Source organism: Brenneria nigrifluens DSM 30175 = ATCC 13028 (genome assembly GCF_005484965.1).
Lineage (GTDB): Bacteria > Pseudomonadota > Gammaproteobacteria > Enterobacterales > Enterobacteriaceae > Brenneria > Brenneria nigrifluens.
This window is the reverse complement of sequence record NZ_CP034036.1, coordinates 4,696,395-4,717,257: the sequence shown is the minus strand read 5'-3', so window position 1 is coordinate 4,717,257 and position 20,863 is coordinate 4,696,395. Positions and strand designations below refer to the sequence as shown.

The following is a 20,863-nucleotide window of genomic DNA, read 5'->3' as shown; positions in this document are numbered from 1 at the left end:
CGATTTTTACCCTGTATTTCTGAAATACCCAACAGCAAGAGAGTCTAATGCTAAGTTATCGCCATAGTTTTCACGCCGGCAATCATGCCGATGTGGTGAAACACACCGTTCAGAGCCTGATCATCGCCGCGCTGAAAGAGAAAGAAAAACCCTTCCTGTATCTGGATACCCATGCGGGGGCCGGGCGCTATCAGCTTAGCGGCGAACATGCGGAGCGCACCGGAGAGTATCTGGACGGCATTGCCCGAATCTGGCGGCGCGACGATATTCCCGCCGAGCTGGAACCTTACATGCAGGCGGTTCGCACCTATAATCATAACGGTCAATTGCGCTATTACCCCGGTTCGCCGCTGATTGCCCGGCAGCTGCTGCGCGAGCAGGACAAAATTCACCTGACGGAGCTGCACCCGAGCGATTTTCCGCTGCTGCGTAACGAGTTTCAGAAAGATGCCCGCTCCAAGGTGGTGCGCGGAGACGGCTACCAGCAGTTGAAGTCGCAGCTGCCGCCGCTGTCGCGCCGCGGTTTTGTGCTGATCGATCCGCCGTATGAACTGAAGACGGATTATCAGTCGGTGGTCCAGGGCATTCAGGAAGGCTACCGGCGTTTCGCCACCGGGGTGTTTGCCCTGTGGTATCCGGTGGTGCTGCGTCAGCATATCAAGCGCTTACTGAAAGATCTGCAAGCGACCGGTATCCGTAACATCCTGCAAATTGAGCTGGCGGTGTTGCCGGACAGCGATCGCCACGGCATGACGGCTTCCGGAATGATTGTGATCAATCCGCCGTGGAAGCTGAAAGCGCAAATGGAAAGCGTGCTGCCCTGGCTGCACGAGGCGCTGGTTCCGGCGGGAACCGGGCATACGCGCGTTGAGCAGGTTGTCGCGGAGTAATGTCCGGCTATTCGGCGGTTTCCCTATCGCAATCATAGGGATAACCTTTACTGGACGCCGTGCGCCGCGGTTACACTCTAGACAAATTTTTTCACCCAAGCATGGATATTCCGATGACTAAACACTATGACTACCTGGCTATTGGCGGCGGCAGCGGCGGGATTGCCTCGATTAATCGCGCGGCGATGTATGGAAAAAAATGTGCGTTGATCGAAGCAAAATATCTGGGCGGTACCTGTGTCAACGTCGGCTGCGTGCCGAAAAAAGTGATGTGGCACGCGGCGCAGATTGCCGAGGCGATCCATCAATACGGGCCTGACTACGGTTTTGATACCACGGTTAACCGCTTTGAGTGGCGTACGCTGGTCAACAACCGCAGCGCCTATATTGACCGTATTCATCACTCCTACGATAACGTGCTGGGTAAAAACAAGGTGGACGTCATTCGGGGGTTCGCCCGCTTTGTTGATGCACACAGCGTAGAGGTGAACGGTGAGAAAATCACCGCCGACCATATCCTGATCGCCACCGGCGGCCGTCCGATGCGCCCTGATTTCCCCGGCGCTGAATTCGGTATTGATTCCGACGGCTTTTTCGCGCTGGAGGCGTTGCCGAAACGTGCCGCTATCATGGGCGCCGGCTATATCGCGGTGGAAATCGCCGGCGTGATCAACGCGCTGGGTTCAGAAACGCACCTGTTTGTGCGTAAGCAAGCGCCGCTGCGCAGTTTCGATCCGCTGATTGTCGACACGCTGGTTGAAGTGATGAACAGCGAAGGGCCGACGCTGCATACCGGGTCGATCCCGCAGTCGGTGGCGAAAAATGCCGACGGGAGCCTGACGTTGACGCTGGAGAACGGCAAGACGCAAACGGTGGACTGCCTGATTTGGGCCATCGGCCGCGAGCCGGCGACGGATAACCTGAATCTGGCCGTCACCGGCGTGGAAACCGATGAGAAGGGCTATATCCGGGTGGATAAATTCCAGAATACCAACGTGCCGGGCATCTACGCGGTGGGGGACAACACCGGCGCGGTAGAACTGACGCCGGTCGCCGTGGCGGCGGGCCGCCGTCTGTCGGAGCGCCTGTTTAATAACAAACCCGATGAGCACCTGGATTACAGCAATATTCCCACCGTGGTCTTCAGCCACCCGCCCATCGGCACCGTCGGACTGACGGAGCCTCAGGCGCGTGAACGGTACGGCGACGATAAGGTGAAGGTTTACACCTCTTCTTTCACCGCCATGTACACCGCCGTGACGCAACACCATCAGCCGTGCCGCATGAAGCTGGTCTGCGTGGGCGAGGAGGAGAAGATTGTCGGCATCCACGGCATTGGTTTCGGCATGGACGAAATGCTGCAAGGGTTTGCGGTGGCGCTGAAAATGGGCGCCACCAAACAAGACTTCGACAATACCGTCGCCATTCACCCGACGGCTGCGGAAGAGTTTGTGACCATGCGTTGACGGCGTAGCCTTATATTTCTAAAAAGTCTGAAATGAGCCATATCAGGTTTAGGCAATTGCTTCACCTGGTATGGTTCAATACTGCTATCTTGCCGGCGGTCAAAACCATCCTATTCGTTCCCGTCTCCTCCGAGCCCGATCCGCGCCGGGGCGCTTGTTTCTAACCGCTAGAGCTAAAAAAATAATAACAATATTATTGAATTATGCCCAATTCATAGCAAATTTATTATGGTTTATGGCTATTCAATTGTATTTATGATATGAAGTTGTGATAATTAATTGTAAATATGCTATTGATTAAAATTATTATCATAGTAAATATACAATAGATTAGAGGGTATATAAGGTAGTAAAGGTGGTGAAAATGTGGAGTAAAGAGTTAAAAATCAAGCAAGTAGATAAGATGTTAAATGACATTGTCCACCAACGCGTGATTAAGCGGCCAAAGAAAGGGTGGATTAACCTGATTCGAACGGCTCTGGGCATGAGCACGCGTGCGCTTGGCGATCGCGTAGGTTTAAGCCAGCCACGCGTGTCTCTTATTGAAAAGGGGGAAATTGATGGTTCGATCACCCTTAGCACCTTGGAAAAAGTCGCTGAAGGCTTAGACTGCGAACTGGTCTACTACCTCGTACCGAAACAGGGGAAATCGCTCGAAGGGTTAAGGGAGCAGCAAGCTGAAAAAAAGGCATCATTCATCAATGACTATGCGGAAACCCATATGTCTCTGGAGAAGCAGCCAACCTCTGAAAGCTTCCAAACGGTCAACAAAAATAAGCTCAAGGAAGATTTGCTTAAAACGTGGCGTCGCGATTTTTGGGATATTAAATGAACGACACTATCAATGGAAACTTGCCTGATGGGGCGACGGCCCTCAGCCCGGACGACCTGGACGGACTTATTCCTGATTACATTACCACACGCGAAGACCTTAACGAGTTCGAGAAAACAAACATACAAGAAGCGCTTAACTGGGTACGCAGGCAGCGTCTGACCTGCGACCAGGTTTTGACGGTGGATTTTTGCATTAACTTGCATAAGCGGATGTTTGATGAGACCTGGCAATGGGCCGGACGGTTTAGAATTCGTGAGGTGAATATTGGCAACACTCCGCCTCACATGATATCCACGCAGGTGAGGAATGCTCTTGATAATGTTGCATATTGGGTTCAAAACAATATATTTAAAATTGATGAAATCTGCCTGAGGTTACACCGGGATATAGTGTGGATTCACCCATTCCCCAACGGTAATGGGCGTCATTCCCGTATCTTTTGCGACATACTGCGCCAGTCGTTGGGATATGAGCATTTTTCCTGGGGTAACAATAGCGGAAATTTAGCGTCGTCGGATGCGCAAAGATTGGAATATATTGCAGCCCTGAAAGAGGCGGATAGGGGTGATTACGAGCGGCTATTGAAATTCGCCACGTCAGCGTGATGAAACGTTGTTCTGCAAACCTGGCGGGATTGATAAGGAATAGCATAGCGGCAAGCAAAAGGATTAGGTCTGAGCCAATACCGATTATCCAGATTGAAAAATCGACCGGTGCGGGTGCACCAGTCGATGGCAATGGCTTAGTCCCGATCCGCCGCGTTACGCCAGGTCAAAACGATCCAGATTCATCACTTTGTTCCAGGCGGCGACGAAGTCTTGCACAAACTTCGCCTGGGCGTCCGCGCTGGCATACACTTCCGCCAGAGCGCGCAGCTGGGCGTTGGAACCGAACACCAGATCGGCGCGCGTCGCGGTCCACTTCACTTCTCCGCTGTGGCGGTCGCGTCCTTCATAGCGATTTGCGCCTGACGAAACCGCTTGCCACGTGGTGCCCATATCCAGCAGGTTGACGAAGAAATCGTTGGTCAGCGCGCCGGGTCGATGGGTGAAAATACCGTTGTCGGAGCCGTCGGCGTTGATGTTGATCGCGCGCAGACCGCCAATCAGCACAGTCAGCTCGGGCGCGGTCAGCGTCAGCAACTGCGCCTTATCGATCAGCGCCACCTCGGCGGGCGTCGTAAGTCCGGCCGCCTCGTAGTTGCGGAAGCCGTCTGCGGCCGGTTCAAGCTTGGAGAAGGCATCGACGTCCGTCTGCTCCTGCGTGGCATCGGTGCGGCCGGGCGTGAACGGCACCGTCACCGCATGACCGGCCGACTTCGCCGCCTGTTCGATGCCGGCGTTTCCCGCCAGCACGATCAGATCCGCCAGCGACACCTGTTTACCGTTGCCCGCCTCCTGATTGAAGTCGCGCTGGATGGCTTGCAAAGCACCCAGCACCCTGGCCAGTTTTTCGGGCTGGTTGACCTCCCACTCCTTCTGCGGTGACAGGCGAATGCGCGCGCCATTGGCGCCGCCGCGCTTGTCGCCGCCGCGGAAGGTGGAGGCCGAAGCCCACGCGGTGCCGACCAGTTCGGACAGGGTCAGGCCCGCCTCCAGCACTCTGGCCTTGAGTGCGGCGGCATCCGCTTCGTCAATCAGGGGATGATTGACGGCGGGCAGCGGATCCTGCCAAATCAGGTTTTCGCTGGGGACTTCCGGGCCGAGGTAGCGCGAGCGCGGCCCCATGTCGCGGTGGGTTAGTTTGAACCAGGCGCGGGCGAACGCCTCGGCAAAAGCCTGCGGATTTTCCAGGAATCGACGCGAGATTTTCTCGTAGGCCGGATCAATGCGCAGCGACAGGTCGGTCGTCAGCATAGTCGGCTTACGCTTTCTCGACGGATCGTGCGGGTCGGGAATAATCTCTTCGGCGTCCCTGGCTTCCCATTGGATCAGACCGGCCGGGCTGCGGGTCTGCACCCATTCATATTTGAATAAGTTTTCGAAGAAGTAGTTGCTCCACTGCGCCGGCGTCTGCGTCCAAATGACTTCCAGGCCGCTGCCGATGGCGTCGTTGCCGTGTCCGGTGCCGTAATCGCTCGCCCAGCCAAGGCCTTGGGCTTCCAGACCGGCCGCTTCGGGATCCGCTCCTTTATGAGATTCGGGCGCCGCGCCGTGGGTTTTGCCGAAGGTGTGTCCGCCGCCGATCAGTGCAACGGTTTCTTCGTCGTTCATCCCCATGCGGGCGAAAGTCACGCGGATGGCGTTAGCGGCGGCAACCGGATCGCCGCTGGAATTCGGGCCTTCCGGGTTGACGTAGATCAGGCCCATCTCGGTGGCGCCGAGTTTCTCATCGAGTTTGTCGGCCGGCCGGTGGGCAAGCCATGTGGTTTCGGAACCCCAGTTGACGTCCTGATCGGGTTCCCATGTGTCTTCGCGGCCGCCGCCGAAACCGAAGGTGCGGAAACCCATGGTCTCCAGCGCCACATTGCCGGTCAGGATAAAAAGGTCGGCCCAGGAGATCGCCTGGCCGTATTTCTGCTTGATCGGCCACAGCAGGCGTCGGGATTTGTCGATATTGACGTTGTCCGGCCAGGCGTTCAGCGGCGCGAAACGCTGCTGGCCTCGCCCGCCGCCGCCGCGCCCGTCCGCGGCGCGGTAGGTGCCGGCGCTGTGCCACGCCATGCGGACAAACTGCGGACCATAGTGACCAAAATCGGCAGGCCACCAATCTTGCGAGTCGGTCATCAACTTACGCAGGTCGTTCTTCAGCGCCTGGTAATCCAGCGTGTTGAATGCTGCGCGGTAATTGAACGTCGGATCCAGCGGATTCGAGCGGGATGAGTGTTGGCTCAGCAGATCGACGCGCAGTTGATTCGGCCACCAGTCGCGGTTGGTGGTGCCGGCGGCGGCACTATCTTTGCCGGCGGCGCCGTGACCAAACGGGCATTTCGCTTCGGTTGACATAATATTTCCCTACCTTTTGTTCTTGAATAATCAGTTATCGGGTCCTGTTGACGGATGATTCATCCTAGAGATTGTACGGTTATAGGTAAAGTCGAATGATATTAATGTTGTAATAGCTCTAGGCTATCAGGTCGGGGAATTGATGGTACCGGGAGCGGCAAGCTTGAAAAGAAAAACGATACGGCATCCAGACGGATGCCGCAGAAAAGGCATAAATCTCCAGCGATGCGGCGGCGCGGCCGTCGCTAAATCAGAACTCCGGCCAGAAGGGTTCTCCCAGCGTCAGCATCAGCCGGTTCGCCCAGGCAAAGAACGCCGCCGACTGCACCACATCGACAATCTCCAGCGTATCCAGCCCCTGTTCGCGCAGCCGCGCCAGATCGTTGGCGTTAACCTGCGCCGGGGTGACCGACAGGCGGGCGGTGAAATCGATAATCGCCTGCCAGCGCGGGTTCTGGCCGATGGTCAAATCGCCGCCGGGCGTTACGTCCAGCAAGCGTTGTACGTCGTCATGCTGTTTGGACAGCTGGCTGGCCTTGGCGGCGTGCACGGAAGCGCAATAAATGCAGCCGTTCACCTTGCTGGTGATGGCGGCCACCAGTTCCCGCTCTTTACGCGGCAATCCGCCGGAGGTATAGAAAATCCCCTTGTCCGTTAGCGTGCGCTGTTCCAGCACCGGCAGGTTACGCCCCAGCAGACGGAAATAATCAGAGTTGGTATGGCCGAAGCGCGCCAGAATCGCCTGTTGGTCGGCATTGAATTCCGCCAGCGGCTTGGGGGCAATCCAGGGTTCCCACTCCAATCCGGCCTGGGTAAACGCCTGCGGAGCCGCTTTTCCGCTCTGTGTGGCGGGGTGCGTATGCCAACGGCCGGCGACCGCGGCCTGTGAGTGCGGCTGGCTGACCCGCTGTCCGGCAATCAGGCGGTAGCCGCGCAGCAGCCTGCTCTGGAAGCTGACGAAAGCCACCAGCTGCGAGAGCGTAACGATATCGTCCGCCGACCAGCCCGCCTGTTCCAGCGCCCGTAGCTGAGACGCCTCCGCGCTGATGGGCGAGCGCGTCAGAAGCTCGGCGTGCGCCAGCGCCAGTTGCCGCGCCGGCGTTGATGGCGGTTCGCCGGTTTCGGCCGCTCTGGCGGCGTAAAAGCGCTGTAGCTGCTCATCCTGATGCCAGCCGCTGACTTTCTCCGTCAGCCAGAAACGCAGGGATAACGGCAGGGCTTCCTCCTCGCCGGCGGCGAAGATCGTCTCATAGCTGCCCTGAATATGGCGCGTGGCCGCTTCACGGGTCTTTCTGGCGGCGGCCAGTTCGCTGTCCGGAGCGATTTCAGCCAGCGCGTCCAGCACGTCGCGAGGCTGCGGTTTATTTTGCGCGTCGTAGGTCATATCGTCTCCTGTCCAAGCGGATTTTTCTGTTTCACGGCAGGCTGCCACCCCAGGGCGGGCGCGACCTGCGTGGCGATCAATTCAAGGGAGCGCAGGATCAGGGCGTGCGGCGGATCGATGGAGTGTACCTGAAACGACAGATCGGTCACCCGGGCCAGCGAACTGTCCGCCTGAAGGGAGGCGATAACATCCTCAGCCGTCCCGACGTGGCTGTCGAAAGAGTCGATCAGCTCGGCGACCGACCCCTGTCGTATCGGGCGGAACGCGCCGAGACGCGCGGCGGAACGGCGCAGCCCCTTTTCCGCCAGGCTTAACGCCAACTGGCGATCGTCGGCGACGAACACGCTGCGCGACCCGAGAATCCGCGGTTGCACCCCCTCCGGCAGCGCGGCCAGATAGGCGTCGATCATCTGATTCTGCAAATCCGCCAGCGTGGCGTCGGGAAAGCTCTCCGGGCGCGGCTGGGTGCGGGACAGCATCAGTCCGTCGCCCGCTTTGCCGGCGCGCACCGCGCCGTCCACCGAAAACGTCGCCTGCCAGACCCGTTGGTTGAGGTGGGCCGCTTCGGGATAGAGCTGATTGCCGTCGCCGCTTAACTGCTCCCCACTCCATGCCGCGCGCACCTGCGCCAGATAGCGGGCGAGAATCTCGCCGCGCTGCGTGCTGTCATGGCCGAAAGCGGCGAAGGAAGAGGGCGTGCCGCCGGAGCCGATACCCACCTCCAGCCGCCCGTTGCTGAGCAGATCGAGCACGGCGGTATCTTCCGCCACCCGCAGGGGGTGTTCCATAGGCAGGGTGATCACCCCGGTGCCCAGCCGGATACGCCGGGTATTGGCCGCGACGTGGGCGAGAAAAACCAGCGGCGACGGCAGCCCGCCTTCGTCCGCATGAAAGTGGTGCTGGGCCACCCAGGCGCTGTCGAATCCCAGTTGCTCGGCTTTAATGATTTGCTCGGTGGCGAGCCGGTAACGCTGTTGCGCAGAGACGTCATCGAGCAGGCGGGTGAAAAAACCCAGGCGTTTACTTGTCATCCTAACATCCTTCTTGTGTATGGTTTTCAGGCGAAAGCCGGGTGTTGCCGTCCGGGGATCGCCTCAATAAGTTCTCGGGTGTAACGGTTGGCGGGTCGGGCGAAAATCTGCTCCACCGGCCCGCACTCCACCTGTCGGCCGTGATGTAGCACCGAGACGGTGTCGGCGATCTGGCGCACCACCGCCAGATCGTGGGAAATAAACAGATAGGTCAGCCCCAGCGACTGCTGTAGTTCCGTCAACAGGCGCAGAATCTGCGCCTGTACGGTGACGTCCAGCGCGGAGACCGCTTCATCCAGCACCAGCACTTTGGGCTCCAGCACCAGCGCCCGGGCGATGGCGACACGCTGCCGCTGGCCGCCGGACAGCTCACGCGGTTTACGCGTCAGCAGCGCGGCGGGCAGGGCGACGCGCTCGAACATTTCATGCACTTTCCGCTCCCGCTGCGCCCGAGTATAGCGGTTAAAGTTGCGTAACGGTTCCTCAATGATGTCGTACAGACGCTGCGCGGGATCGAGCGAGCCGAACGGATTCTGGTATACCAACTGGATGGTCTGGCGGAACTGGCGCAGCGCTTCGCCTTTCAGCCGGGTGATATCCGTGCCGTCAATCAGGATGCGGCCCGCGCTGGGGCGCTGAAACGCGAGCAGGCTGCGGGCGGTGGTGGTTTTGCCGGAGCCGGATTCGCCGACGATGGCGTGAGTGCTTCCCCGGCCGACGCTGAATGAGATATGGTCCACCGCGCGGAAATGTTCCCCTTTGCGGCCCGCCAGCGGGAAGTCCTGCACCAGGTTTTCCACCGACACGACGATCTCGCGCTGCGCCGGCGGCGAAGGGCGTTTGACCGGGTTCAGCGACGGCACGTTGGCCAGCAGGGTGCGGGCGTACTGGCTGGCGGGCGCTTTCAGCACCGCCTGCGTCGGCCCCTGCTCCTGAATATAGCCGTGCTGGAATACCAGCAGACGGTCGGCGCGCTCGGCGGCCACCCCCAGATCGTGGGTGACGAACAATACGGCGGTGCCGTTTTCGCGCCGCAGTTCGTCCAGCAGGTCGAGAATGCGTTTTTGCACCGTGACGTCCAGCGCGCTGGTGGGCTCATCGGCGATAATCAGCGCCGGCTTCAGCGCAATGGCGATGGCGATCAGCACCCTCTGCTTCATGCCGCCGGAGAGCTCATGGGGATATTGGCGGGCGCGCAGCTCAGGCTGGCTCAGGCCGACGCGCTCCAGCAGCGCCAGCGTTTTGCGGCGCGTGGCGCGGCGATCTTCCCGCTGGTGGATACGCAGAATTTCATCCACCTGATCGCCGATGGTTTGCACCGGATTGAGGGAACTGCCGGGGTCCTGCGGGATCAGGCTGATACGCGCGCCGCGCAGGCTGTCCAGCCGCTTCTGCGGCCAGTCGGCGATATCCGTGCCGTTCAGGCGGATGGCGCCGCGCGTCAGGCGGCCGTTTTCCGCCAGCAGGCCGATCACCGCCTGGGCGGTGGTGGTTTTGCCGGAGCCGGATTCGCCCACCAGCGCGACGACCTCGCCGGCGTCGATATGAAACGAAACCCCCTCCACCACGGTTTGCTCCCCTTCATCGCCGCGGTAGGCGATGGAGACGTTGTCCAGCTCCAGCACCGGGGTACGGGAAGGGCGGCCGGTAGTTTGATTCATCGTGACGTTCTCCCGATGGACTGGCTGATACGGTTGGCGGAGAGTACCGTCAGCACCACCACCAGTCCGGGGAAGGCGCTTAGCCACCAGGCGGTGGCGATATAGTTACGGCCCTCGGCGATAAGCAAACCCCACTCCGGGGTCGGCGGCGGCGCGCCGTAGCCGAGAAAGCTGAGGGTGGAGATGGTCAGAATGGCGCTGCCGAACTGCAGGGCGGCGAAGGCGAAGACGGTGGTCAGCGAGTTGGGCAGAATATGACGCCGCAGCACGCTGAAGAAGGTTCCGCCGCTGCCGTAGGCCGCTTCAACGTAGTCGCTGTTGCGTACCCGCAGCACCTCCGAGCGCATCAGCCGGGCGAAGTTGGCCACCGAGGTGACCCCGACGGCGACGGCGGCGTTCACGGTACCGAACCCCAGCAGAATGATCACGCTCAGCGCCAGCAGCAGCACGGGAATGGAGAGCAGGGTATCGATGATGCGCATCACCAGCGTGTCCCACCAGCCGCCCACGGCACCGGCCGCCAGACCCAGCGCGCTGCCCAGTATCAATCCCAGGGCGACCGCGATCGCCGCCCCGGACAGCGAATGCACCGCGCCGTAGACCATGCGGGCATACAGATCCCGGCCGAGCTGATCGGTGCCCAGCCAGTACTCTCCGCCCGGCGCCTGCCGCTGGGCGCCGACGACGCCCTCTGTCGGACTATAGGCGGTAAACCACGCCGGGAACAGCGCCCACAGCACCACCGTCAGCAGGATCAGCCAGGCGATAACCAGCCCCGGCTGCGCCGCGTAACGCGCGACATGGCGGCTAAGGCGCGGCCATTTTCTCAATGGCGATAAGGCGATTTTCTCCAGTGAAATAATGGTCATAATGCGGCTCCGGCGGTTTTTTTCAGCCGTGGATCGAGCAGGGGATAAAGCAGATCCACTATCAGATTAACGATCACAAAAGCGGTGGCGGAGATCAGCACAATCGCCTGCAGCACGCTGCCGTCCTGATTGTTGACCGCGTCCTGCGTCAGCTGTCCCAGCCCGCTGCGGGCAAAGACCGTTTCGGTGATCAGCGCGCCGGCGATCAGCTCCCCCAGCAGCAGGCCGGCGATGGTCAGCGTCGGCAGCATGGCGTTGCGGGCGATATGGCGCCACAACACGCCGCCGCGGCTGGCGCCTTTGGCGCGGGCGACGGCGACAAACGGCTGGGTCTGCACCCGATCGATGCTGCGCATCAGCACCTGGGCCAGCGGGGCGGAAATCGGCAGCGCCAGCGTCAGCGTCGGCAGAATCAATCCTTCCCACTCGCCGGGATTAATCACCGGGATCCAGCCCAGGCGGAAAGAGAAGACCTGAATCAGCACGATGCCGAGCCAGAACGTCGGCACGGAAATAAACAGCGACGGCAAAGACTGCAGCGCGGAGCGCAGCCAGTGAAACGGCGTGAGGGTGGATAAAAAGGCGATGGCGCAGGCCAGCAGCGCGGCGGCGACAAAACCCAGCGCCGCCAGCAGCAGCGTGGAGGGGAGATTGGCGGCCAGCAGCTCGGTTACCGGCACGCCGGCCTGCAACGAGAGGCCGAAATCACCGCGCAGCACCCGCTCGATCGACTGAACGTACTGGCTGAGAAGCGGGATATCCGCCCCGTAGGCCAGGCGCAGCTGGGCGATTTGATCGGCGCTTAACCCCAGTTCGGGACTTTGAAACTTGATCAGCACCGCATCGCCGGGCAGCGCCTGCAACAGAATGAAAGATAAGGTAAACGCCGCCCATAGCACGATCAGCGCCTGAGCGATGCGTATCGCCAGATACCTGCTCATAATCTACTCCCTATCGCCAGACCCTCTTCCGAGCGGTGAAAAAGGGTCGTCGTCGTGAATTATTTATCCAGCCAGGCGTTATAGAAACTTGGCCGTCCTACCGCCTCAAAGCCAATGCCCTTGGTGGCCGGGGAACCGGCGAAAACCTGCGGCTCTTCGAAAATGGGGATGACGTAAGCCTGGTCGATCAGATAACGCTGCACCTCGCCCACCAGCGCCAGCCGTTTGCCGCGGTCGGTTTCGCTGGCGATGCCGTCCAGCAGGTTGTTCAACGTCGTATCCGTAAAGTTTTTGACCTTGTCGCTGGCGCCGCCTTTCTGCAACAGGACGTTGCGCACCGTCGGGTAATACTGGCTTTTCAGCACGTCCGGATCGGCGCGCCCCACCATGCCCGGCGCGACGCCGGTTTTCAGCGGATCGAGACTGTCGCGCGTTTTGCTGCCGGCGTCGCCCGCCAGAACGTTCAGCTTCACCCCGACCTTGGCCCACTGCTGGGAAACCACCTGCAGCGTCTCTTTATTTTGCGGCTGCGGCAGCGATTCATAGGCGGTCAGCGTCAGCGACTGCCCGTCTTTCTGCCGGATGCCCTGTGGGCCGGTTTTCCAACCGGCCTCGTCCAGCAGGCGGGAAGCCAGCGCCGGATCGAAAGTCAGCTTATCCGACAGGTCGATATGGCCGGCGGCGGTTTTCGCCAGAACGGAGGTGGCCTGCGGATAGTTGTCCGAGAACAGCGTATCAATGATCTCTTTGGTATTGGTGGCGTGGAGCAGCGCCCGGCGCACGCGGATATCGGCGACCAGCGGGTTATCCGGCCGGAAGTTGACGCTGTTGTTGACGCCGCGGGTGGCGGGGGCATAGATGCTGAAGTTGTCATCCCGCACCCGTTTTTCATCATAGGCCTGAATCTGACGGATAAAATCCGCCTGGCCTGAAATCAGCGCGCCGATGCGCACGCTGTCTTCCGGGGTCACCAGAATGGTGATGCCATCCAGATAAGGACGCCCCTGATGCTGGAATTTTACCGGCGCCCAGTTGTAGTCCCGCCGCGCGGTCAGCTTCAGTTCGCGCCCCAGCTTTTCGCTGCTCACCACGAACGGGCCGGAGCCGATAATATGCTGCGCGTTGCCCAGCTGATTGAAGTCACGCGCCAGCGTGGCGAGGGAAACCAGGCCGGAACCAATGGCCGAAGTGCCCTGCAGAAAACCCGGCGACGGTTTGCTGAAGTAAAACTTCACCGTCAGCGGATCGATCACCTCGCTGCGCTGGTAGTTATTGATAACTTCCGAAACGGGCTGGTTGAGCGCCGGATTGCCTAAGCCGTAGGTGTCGAAATTCTTGGCCACCGCGTTGGCGTCCAGCGGCGTGCCGTCGGAGAAGGTGACGCCGGGGCGGATTTTGAAGGTGTATTCAGTACTGTCGGCATTGATGCTCCAGGACTCGGCAATCCACGGTTCGATTTCCAGCGTTTGCGGGTTCTGGTAGGTCAGTTTATCGGTGATCTGATTCAGGATGCCGCCGTTGGGATAAAACCCGCCGGCCGGGGGATAAAGATTGGTGTGGGCCTGTTGCTCCAGATAGATCAGCGTGCCGCCGGTTTTCGGGGTTTCGTCCGCGGCTTGCGCCGTAACGGCGCCGCCCAGAAGTACCAATGAAGCAAAAACGCGCAGCTTCTGTTTACGATAAGAATGCAAGAAAATCGACACGATGTTGTCCCTACGTTTATATAGTTATCAGGTGAATAAATAGACGGCCAAGCCTTTGCCTGATGAGGTATTGCGGGAGGGGTTGACCGATATTTAAGGCGATACTTCCATAGGCGGCGGGAAACAGCAAAGTACAAAACCGGCATTGATTATTCAATTTTATGTAGAAAAAATGCTGTTTATGTAGAGTTGGTGTTGAGTCCGTGTTTCTGAAGTGTGTTTTTATTATTGCCGTCCATCAGGCTTATCGCGCGCCATTAATCAGCGTCCCGGATTTTGGGGGCGAGGGTGAACAAAACGTGGCTATCTTATTATGATCCCTTGTAAAATCGCTTAATCTCACGCCACCTTCCCTTAGAACGGACGACTATGCCCGCTGCCCTTAAATTAGCGCTCTGTACGGTTCTGGTATTGACGCTTTCCGGTTGCGGCACCTTGTCGAATATGTCGACCGACGAGTCGGATTTTGACCGCCGGGCGTTGGCCTGCGGTCATGATTTGCCAGGGGAGGTCGATCGCCTTGCCATTCCGTTACTCAAACGGAATACCACGCCGGGTTTGGTGGTCGGGGTGCTAACGGCCGACGGGCAAATGCGCAGTTGGGGTTATGGCGTAACGGACCGTTATCATCGCTATCCGATTACCGGCGATACCCTTTTTGCGGTGGGTTCCGTGAGTAAAGGCTTTACCGCGGAAACCACGGCGATCCTGGTAAAGCGTGGCGTATTGAAATGGGATGATACGCTTGAGCAATTGATGCCGCGCAATATCCGTTTAAGCGAGCGGGCAAAAAAGATCACCCTGCTGCAGCTGGCGACGCATACCTCCGGTTTACCACGGCAAGTGATGGATGTGCGGATGCTGAGATCGTTCGCCGAGTATCTGTTCACCGGAAACAACTTTTACGCCGCGCTGGACGATGACAGCGTACTGAACTACCTGGCGCGTTTTAATGCGCCGGCCAATCCGGTGCCTATCTATTCCAATCTCGGCTACGCCATCCTGAATTACATCCTGCGGCTGAAAACCGGCGCGCCGATCGATCGGTTGGTAAACAACCATATTATCCGGCCGCTCGGGCTGAAAAATACCAGCTTCACCCCCGGAAAATTAAAGCAATTCCCCTATCGCGCCCTCGGTCATGCGGGCGATCAGCCAAAATTCATTTTACGCGGCACGCCAATACCCGACTGGCATTTTTCTTCCAACATGATGGGCGCGGCCAGCCTCTATACCAGCGCGAATGATTTGCTGAAATTCGCTCATGCGCATCTCTACCCGACAGGCGACGCCGCGCTGGATGAAGCCATCGGCGACTCTTTGAAAACCTATTACAACCGCACCAAAGAGGCGGCCAATATTGCCTGGATTACCGATGAAATCGGCCAGCAGCATATCACTTATCAGGTGGGCTATATTGGCGGCTACTCAAGTTATATCGGCTTGGACCGCCAGCACAAGGTTGCGGTCGTGGTGCTGCAAAATAGCTTTAACTGGAACAACAACCTCGGCCATTCGCTTATTCAGCGAATCGGCAGGGCGATGGACTATCGTGGCGCGTGTCGAATGAATTGAAGGTTGGTATTTTCCCGAACGGTGGTAAAGAGATGTCCCGGCGCCGGGACATCATCCGGTGATGAGCGGTTTCCGCGGGCGCTACCCGATGGCTGCCCTTACAACGTTACGCCGCTTTTAAAGATGGCCAATTCACGAAAGTCATTAACTTCGTTGCGCGCGGGTTTGCCGTTGGCGATAGCGACAATCAGATCGATAAATGCCTGCAACAGCGTATCCATATCAACCCCATGAATCAGCCGGCCGGCGTCAAAGTCTATCCAATGGGGCTTTTTGGCCGCCAGTTCACTGTTGGTGGCCAGCTTGACCGTTGGCACAAATCCGCCATAAGGCGTGCCTCGTCCGGTACTGAACAACACCATATGGCAGCCGGCGCCCGCCAATGCGCTGGTGGCTACGGCATCGTTACCTGGAGCGCTTAACAAATTCAACCCTGCTATTTTTAACCGCTCGGCGTATTTCAAGACATCCACCACCTGACTCTGTCCGGCTTTCTGGGTACAACCCAGTGACTTTTCTTCGAGCGTGGTGATCCCCCCGGCCTTATTGCCAGGTGAGGGGTTCTCATAAATTGGCTGGTGATGGTCAATAAAGTACTGTTTAAAGTCGTTCACCATGCTGACCGTTTTATTAAATGTGCCTTTATCGCGGCAACGGCTCATTAAGATACGTTCGGCGCCGAACATTTCAGGCACTTCAGTCAGCACGGACGTTCCCCCATTGGCAATCACATAGTCAGAAAAACGTCCCAGCAACGGGTTGGCGGTAATACCGGATAATCCATCGGAACCGCCACACTCCAGACCGAACTTTAATTCGCTCAGCCGGCCCGGCTCACGCCGATCCTGCCGCATCACCTGGTATAACGCCCGTAGTAGTTCCAGCCCCGCCGCCACTTCATCCTGCTGTTGCTGGCAAACCATAAATTTTACCCGCTGCGGGTCAACGTCGCCCAGGGTGTCGCGAAAGGCATCCACCTGGTTGTTTTCGCAGCCCAGTCCGATCACCAATACGGCTCCGGCATGCGGATGACGCACCATATTCTGTAGCATAGTGCGGGTGTTTTGATGATCGTCCCCTAACTGCGAACAACCAAAAGGATGACTAAATAGATAGACGCCATCAATTCCTTCCGTATGCGGGGTAGTCTGCAAGAAACGTTGCTGGATCTGTCGGGCGATACCGTTGACGCAACCGACGGTGGGAATTATCCACAGTTCATTGCGAATGCCGACCTCGCCGTTGGCGCGGCGATACAGCTGTATGTGCCGATCCGCCAGTGGCTTGGGCAATACGCCGGCTTGCGGCTGGTAGACATAGCTGTCCAGGTCGTTTAGATTCGTTTTGGCGTTGTGTGAGTGAATATGTTCGCCCGCGGCAATCGCACTCAGCGCATGACCGATCGGCAAACCGTATTTAATGATGTTTTGCCCAGCCTGTAGCGGGCCCAGAGCGAATTTATGCCCGCGGCAGGGGCGAGGCCAGGGTAAGCCATTGGCCTGCAATCTCGATTTGCTCACCGCCGGCGAGATCGCGCAATGCGACGCCGACATTATCCAGCGGATGTATTTTTATAATACTTTTCATGGGCAACCTTAACGTTAAGCAGACAACGCCGCGCGGACTCCCAGGCTCTTGATGTCCTGCAATTGACGGGTCACCGTTTCTGGTAATTGCGGAACCGTATTTAAATCCAGCCCCCAATGGTCGCTGTCAGCCAACAGGGTTTGCACCAGCTCGCCAAGCGGTAATGTTCCGGCATCGACAGCCTGCCAGCCAGAGGAAAAGCGGGCCAGCCAGCGGGCGTCGTCCTGCAATGGATAAGACGTTTCCTGGCGCTTGCCTCGATAAAATATCAGTAGCGCAGACAGCGCGAACGTCAGCCGTGGCGGCAAGCGGTCGGTTTTCCGCTGATAAGCCAACAGCTGCGGTAAAATACGGGTACGGAATTTGGTCATGCTATTCAGCGCAATGGATAGCAGTTGATGTTGGATAAACGGGTTGCGAAAACGATTCAATACCGCCTGGGCAAAGGCGTGTAATTCTTCTGACGGTAAATCGAGCACCGGAATAATTTCCTGCGCGATGGCCTGCTCGACGAACTGACTGATTTGCGCGTCGTGCATCGCCTCGCCCACGGTATTGAGTCCCGCCAGAAAGGCCACCGGCACCAGCGCAGTATGCGCGCCGTTCAAAATCGCCACCTTGCGTTCTTTGTACGGTTTTATGTCATCGACAATACGGATATTCAGCGGGTAATCATCCAGGTGGAGTTCCTGCGTCAGCCATTGCGGTCCCTGGATCACAAACAGATAGAAATGCTCGGCGGCGTCAAGAAAGGCGTCGTGATAACCCAGGCGGTTCTCCAGCGTCGTCGCTTCATCCCGCGGATAGCCGGTTACGATACGGTCGACCAGCGTGGAGCAAAACGTATTGTGCGCGGTCAACCAGGTTTCGAAAGTCTCGCCCAATTGCCATTGCCGCGTATAGCGCAGCACCAGTTCCCGCAACGCTTCGCCGTTATAGTCAATCAGTTCACAGGGAAAAAATACCCAGCCTTTGTCTGGCGCGCCGTCAAAATAACGGAATCGCTCATAAAGCAGGCGGGTCAATTTAGCCGGGAAGCTGGCGGGTGGGGCGGCGTCAGCGCTATCCCGCGCAAGATAGCTGATACCGGATTCGGTGGTGTTGGAGAATACCCAGCGAATGTCCGGGTTATGCGCCAGAGTCAGATATTCCTCAAACTGATGGTAGACATTGATTTCACGGTTGACGGAGCGAATAACCCGCGCGTCGCTGACGCTCTCTCCCCGTTCGTTCAAACCGCGAATAAGGGTGGTATAAAGGCCGTCCTGAGTATTCAGCGAGGGAGGGGAATCGCTGTCAATCGGCCGTACAACCACGATGCCCGCGTTAAGGCCGGTATGTTCATTCAATAAATCCAATTGCCAATCGACAAAGGCGCGCAAAAAATTTCCTTCGCCAAACTGGATGATTTTATCAGGGTGACGGCGCCCGGGAAAATCGCGGCGATTCAGCGTTAACATAGCAATATCCTTAAAATTATGGCGACTTGCCGGAAGGGGGGGCCGGCGTATTATTCCGCACAGCGTGATTCAGAAATGGATCACGCCTTTGATTAGCGCGTTGTTTTTCACCACGTCCGTTTCATACACGTTGCCCAGCGTATTGAAGTCAAAATGGTGAGTGAGCATCATGTCGGCGGACAGTTTGCCCGCCGCCATTAATTGACCGACTTTGGCGAAGTCCTCGTGAGTGGCGTTACGGCTGCCCATCATGGTGGTTTCTTTTTTGTGAAAATCCGGGTCGGCAAAGCTGAGTTCGCCTTTAAACAGCCCGACAAATACAATGCTGCCGCCGTGACGGATAAGATTGACGCTGTTGTTCATGGCATATTGGTTGCCGGTGGCGTCAATGACTTTCACCGGCAACATGCCTGAGAACTGTTGGCGCAACGCCTGTTCGAATCCGCCAGCGGAGGGATCGAGCGTGGCGATATCCAGCTTCTTTTCCACATGCCGGCGGCGTTCGGCGCTGGTGTCGGCCATCACCACCTGCGCGCCGTCGGCTTTGGCAATGGCCGCCACCCCCAAACCTATCGGCCCCGCGCCCACCACCAGCACATGTTCGCCAGCCTGTAACGCCGCGCGACGCACGGCATGAGCGCTGATGGCAAAAGGCTCGATCAATGCGGCCGATACGGGCTCCACATCATCGACAATCAACAAGTTGCCGAGCGGTACGCTCAGATACTCACAGAATCCGCCGTCCTGATGAACGCCGATCACCGATATATTTTCACAGCAGTTGGTTTTACCGCTCAGACAGGAGTGACAATGATGACAAGCGACATAAGGAATAACGGCAACCCGTTGACCGATGAGTATATTGTGAGCATTATTTCCCAGCGCAACGATTTCACCGCAAATTTCATGGCCCAGTACGCGCGGGTAACTGAAAAAAGGTTGATTACCGGCCCAGGCATGAATATCGGTACCGCAAATACCCACGTTTAAAATTTTAATTAACGCCTCGTTGTCTTTAGGCGTCGGCCGTTCTCGTTGTTGGTAAACTAGCGCGGTGGGTTTCTCGCAAACCAGCGTCTTCATGGTTTTTATATTTTCCATAACAGCGTCCTCATAATAAGTGGGATCTGTTATTAAATAAAAAAACGACTTTCGGATGTGTCTTTGTGATTATTTGTGATTTAAATCTGAATATTCAGCTTTAAATTAGTTTTAAATAAATAAAAAACCAAAAGGAGCGATGATGAGCAGAACACAAAACCTTCGCCATAATGTAATTAATCAGATGATCGATGGCATCAGAAAGGGGCATATCCTTTCACCACTTCCCTCACAGGCGGCTTTGGCGGAGTTGTATAACATCAGTCGGACGACGGTGAATCACACGCTTCATTATTTGCATCAGCGGGGGGGGCTGGAAAAAGTCAATGGCAATTACCTCATTGTACGTCAACCCCATGAGGGCGATGGTTTTGACAGCGTCAGTCAACCGGTTGAAGTGCAGACGCATACCTTTGAACGGGCATTTTTCCATATGATTAATCAACGGAAATTGCGTGCGGGCGATACCTTTTCCGAGTTGCAGCTGGCTCGGGAAGTGATGGTCAGCCCGATAGTGGTGCGCGAGTTTTTATTGCGTTTTTGCCGATACAACCTGATCGAAAATATCAGCCGCGGGCAATGGCAAATGAAAAAGTTTGATAAGGAATATGCTGAAAAGCTGTTTGAACTAAGAGAACTGCTTGAAACTCATGCACTTAATAAATTCATGAATTTGCCTCCTGATGACGATCGCTGGTTACAAGCCAGGGAGTTGCTCGACCGGCACCGCCAACTGCGGGAAACCATCGGCGACAACTACCGTATGTTCTCGCAACTTGACCGGGATTTTCATACCTTGATCCTGTCAGCGGCCAATAATCCGTTTTTCAATCAGTCGATTGAGATTATCTCCGTTGTTTTCCACTTTCATTATCAATGGGACGAGAGAGACTTGAAACAACGGAATATCATCGCAACGGATGAACATATGGCGATCCTCAGCGCGCTGATTTGCCGCAACGACCTCAACGCCATGCGCGAAATGCGCCGGCACCTGGATACCGCCAAGCAATCGATGATGCATTCCATCAGCCAGTACGCTGATTAGCTGAAAAATCCGCCTGGATTAAAAGCAGATAAAAAGCATGTTAAAAGCAGATTAAAAACAGAAAAATATTAAATAACGCACGAATCTGTCACAAAAAACTCGGTGCTGATAATTACCCACCTATTCTCAAACGAAATATATTAGGTCGGTAATAAAATTAAAATTTAGCAGGAGAGTGAATGGCGTAACGGTATCTTTCAGACTGAAAATCATCAGGGCGATAAAGTCAGTAATCAGGATGAGCGTTTTCAACCATACGAGTAAATATATGGCGCATTATTGTGTTTTTTTGGAATTAAAGATTCCGCAACCGAAAATTTAATTTTATTTATAAAAAACTGACATGTTGTGATGAGTCACCAGGAAA

15 protein-coding genes and 1 pseudogene are annotated in these 20,863 nt (G+C 57.0%); 6 read left to right on the top strand and 10 right to left on the bottom strand.

Annotated features, from left to right (window positions below; genetic code table 11):
* Positions 1-47: 47 nt before the first annotated feature.
* From EH206_RS22170 to EH206_RS22155, 4 genes are all read left to right on the top strand, one after another.
* The gene (locus tag EH206_RS22170; RefSeq protein ID WP_009114997.1) at positions 48-890 is read left to right on the top strand and encodes a 23S rRNA (adenine(2030)-N(6))-methyltransferase RlmJ; all 843 of its coding nucleotides are present in this window, start codon (positions 48-50) and stop codon (positions 888-890) included.
* Between the two features lie 113 nt (positions 891-1,003).
* Positions 1,004-2,356, top strand: coding sequence for a glutathione-disulfide reductase (gorA, locus tag EH206_RS22165; RefSeq protein ID WP_009114996.1), 1,353 nt, complete (start codon positions 1,004-1,006; stop codon positions 2,354-2,356).
* 364 nt (positions 2,357-2,720) lie between these two features.
* A complete protein-coding gene (locus EH206_RS22160) occupies positions 2,721-3,188 on the top strand; it encodes a mobile mystery protein A (protein ID WP_009114995.1) in 468 nt (155 codons plus the stop codon).
* Positions 3,185-3,796 (top strand): mobile mystery protein B, encoded by a 612-nt coding sequence (locus tag EH206_RS22155; protein ID WP_009114994.1) that lies wholly within the window; start codon positions 3,185-3,187, stop codon positions 3,794-3,796. The genes EH206_RS22160 and EH206_RS22155 overlap by 4 nt, the downstream gene beginning before the upstream one ends.
* 156 nt (positions 3,797-3,952) lie before the next feature.
* Here the strand turns inward: EH206_RS22155 and katG are convergent, their stop codons facing one another.
* The 7 genes from katG to EH206_RS22120 form a co-directional block, all read right to left on the bottom strand.
* A complete protein-coding gene (gene katG, locus EH206_RS22150; RefSeq protein WP_009114993.1) occupies positions 3,953-6,136 on the bottom strand; it encodes a catalase/peroxidase HPI in 2,184 nt (727 codons plus the stop codon).
* Between the two features lie 250 nt (positions 6,137-6,386).
* Positions 6,387-7,520 carry an alkylhydroperoxidase domain protein gene (locus tag EH206_RS22145; RefSeq protein ID WP_009114992.1) on the bottom strand — a complete coding sequence of 378 codons (1,134 nt, stop codon included), beginning with the start codon at positions 7,518-7,520 and terminating at the stop codon, positions 6,387-6,389.
* Positions 7,517-8,551: a putative FMN-dependent luciferase-like monooxygenase gene (locus tag EH206_RS22140; protein WP_009114991.1), complete on the bottom strand. Its 1,035-nt coding sequence runs from the start codon at positions 8,549-8,551 to the stop codon at positions 7,517-7,519. The genes EH206_RS22145 and EH206_RS22140 overlap by 4 nt, the downstream gene beginning before the upstream one ends.
* A 26-nt stretch (positions 8,552-8,577) precedes the next feature.
* Positions 8,578-10,212: a dipeptide ABC transporter ATP-binding protein gene (locus tag EH206_RS22135; protein WP_009114990.1), complete on the bottom strand. Its 1,635-nt coding sequence runs from the start codon at positions 10,210-10,212 to the stop codon at positions 8,578-8,580.
* Positions 10,209-11,081: an ABC transporter permease gene (locus EH206_RS22130; RefSeq protein WP_009114989.1), complete on the bottom strand. Its 873-nt coding sequence runs from the start codon at positions 11,079-11,081 to the stop codon at positions 10,209-10,211. Before EH206_RS22130 ends, EH206_RS22135 begins: the two co-directional genes overlap by 4 nt.
* Positions 11,078-12,022, bottom strand: a complete 945-nt coding sequence (locus EH206_RS22125) for an ABC transporter permease (protein WP_009114988.1) — start codon at positions 12,020-12,022, stop codon at positions 11,078-11,080. Before EH206_RS22125 ends, EH206_RS22130 begins: the two co-directional genes overlap by 4 nt.
* Positions 12,023-12,081: 59 nt before the next feature.
* Positions 12,082-13,725 (bottom strand): TIGR04028 family ABC transporter substrate-binding protein, encoded by a 1,644-nt coding sequence (locus EH206_RS22120; protein WP_009114987.1) that lies wholly within the window; start codon positions 13,723-13,725, stop codon positions 12,082-12,084.
* A 369-nt stretch (positions 13,726-14,094) separates the two neighbouring features.
* On the opposite strand from EH206_RS22120, the gene EH206_RS22115 reads away from it, so the two are divergent.
* Entirely contained in the window at positions 14,095-15,300 is a 1,206-nt protein-coding gene (locus EH206_RS22115; RefSeq protein ID WP_009114986.1) for a serine hydrolase domain-containing protein, read from the top strand.
* A 98-nt stretch (positions 15,301-15,398) separates the two neighbouring features.
* Here EH206_RS22115 and EH206_RS22110 read toward each other — a convergent pair.
* From EH206_RS22110 to EH206_RS22100, 3 genes and pseudogenes are all read right to left on the bottom strand, one after another.
* Positions 15,399-16,887 (bottom strand): annotated as a pseudogene (locus EH206_RS22110) (UxaA family hydrolase).
* 14 nt (positions 16,888-16,901) lie between these two features.
* Positions 16,902-18,347 (bottom strand): tagaturonate reductase, encoded by a 1,446-nt coding sequence (locus EH206_RS22105; protein ID WP_009114984.1) that lies wholly within the window; start codon positions 18,345-18,347, stop codon positions 16,902-16,904.
* Between the two features lie 69 nt (positions 18,348-18,416).
* A complete protein-coding gene (locus tag EH206_RS22100; RefSeq protein ID WP_009114983.1) occupies positions 18,417-19,448 on the bottom strand; it encodes a zinc-binding alcohol dehydrogenase family protein in 1,032 nt (343 codons plus the stop codon).
* Positions 19,449-19,590: 142 nt separating this feature from the next.
* Between EH206_RS22100 and EH206_RS22095 the strand changes: the two genes are divergently transcribed.
* The gene (locus EH206_RS22095) at positions 19,591-20,496 is read left to right on the top strand and encodes a GntR family transcriptional regulator (protein ID WP_009114982.1); all 906 of its coding nucleotides are present in this window, start codon (positions 19,591-19,593) and stop codon (positions 20,494-20,496) included.
* The last annotated feature ends 367 nt before the right edge of the window (positions 20,497-20,863 follow it).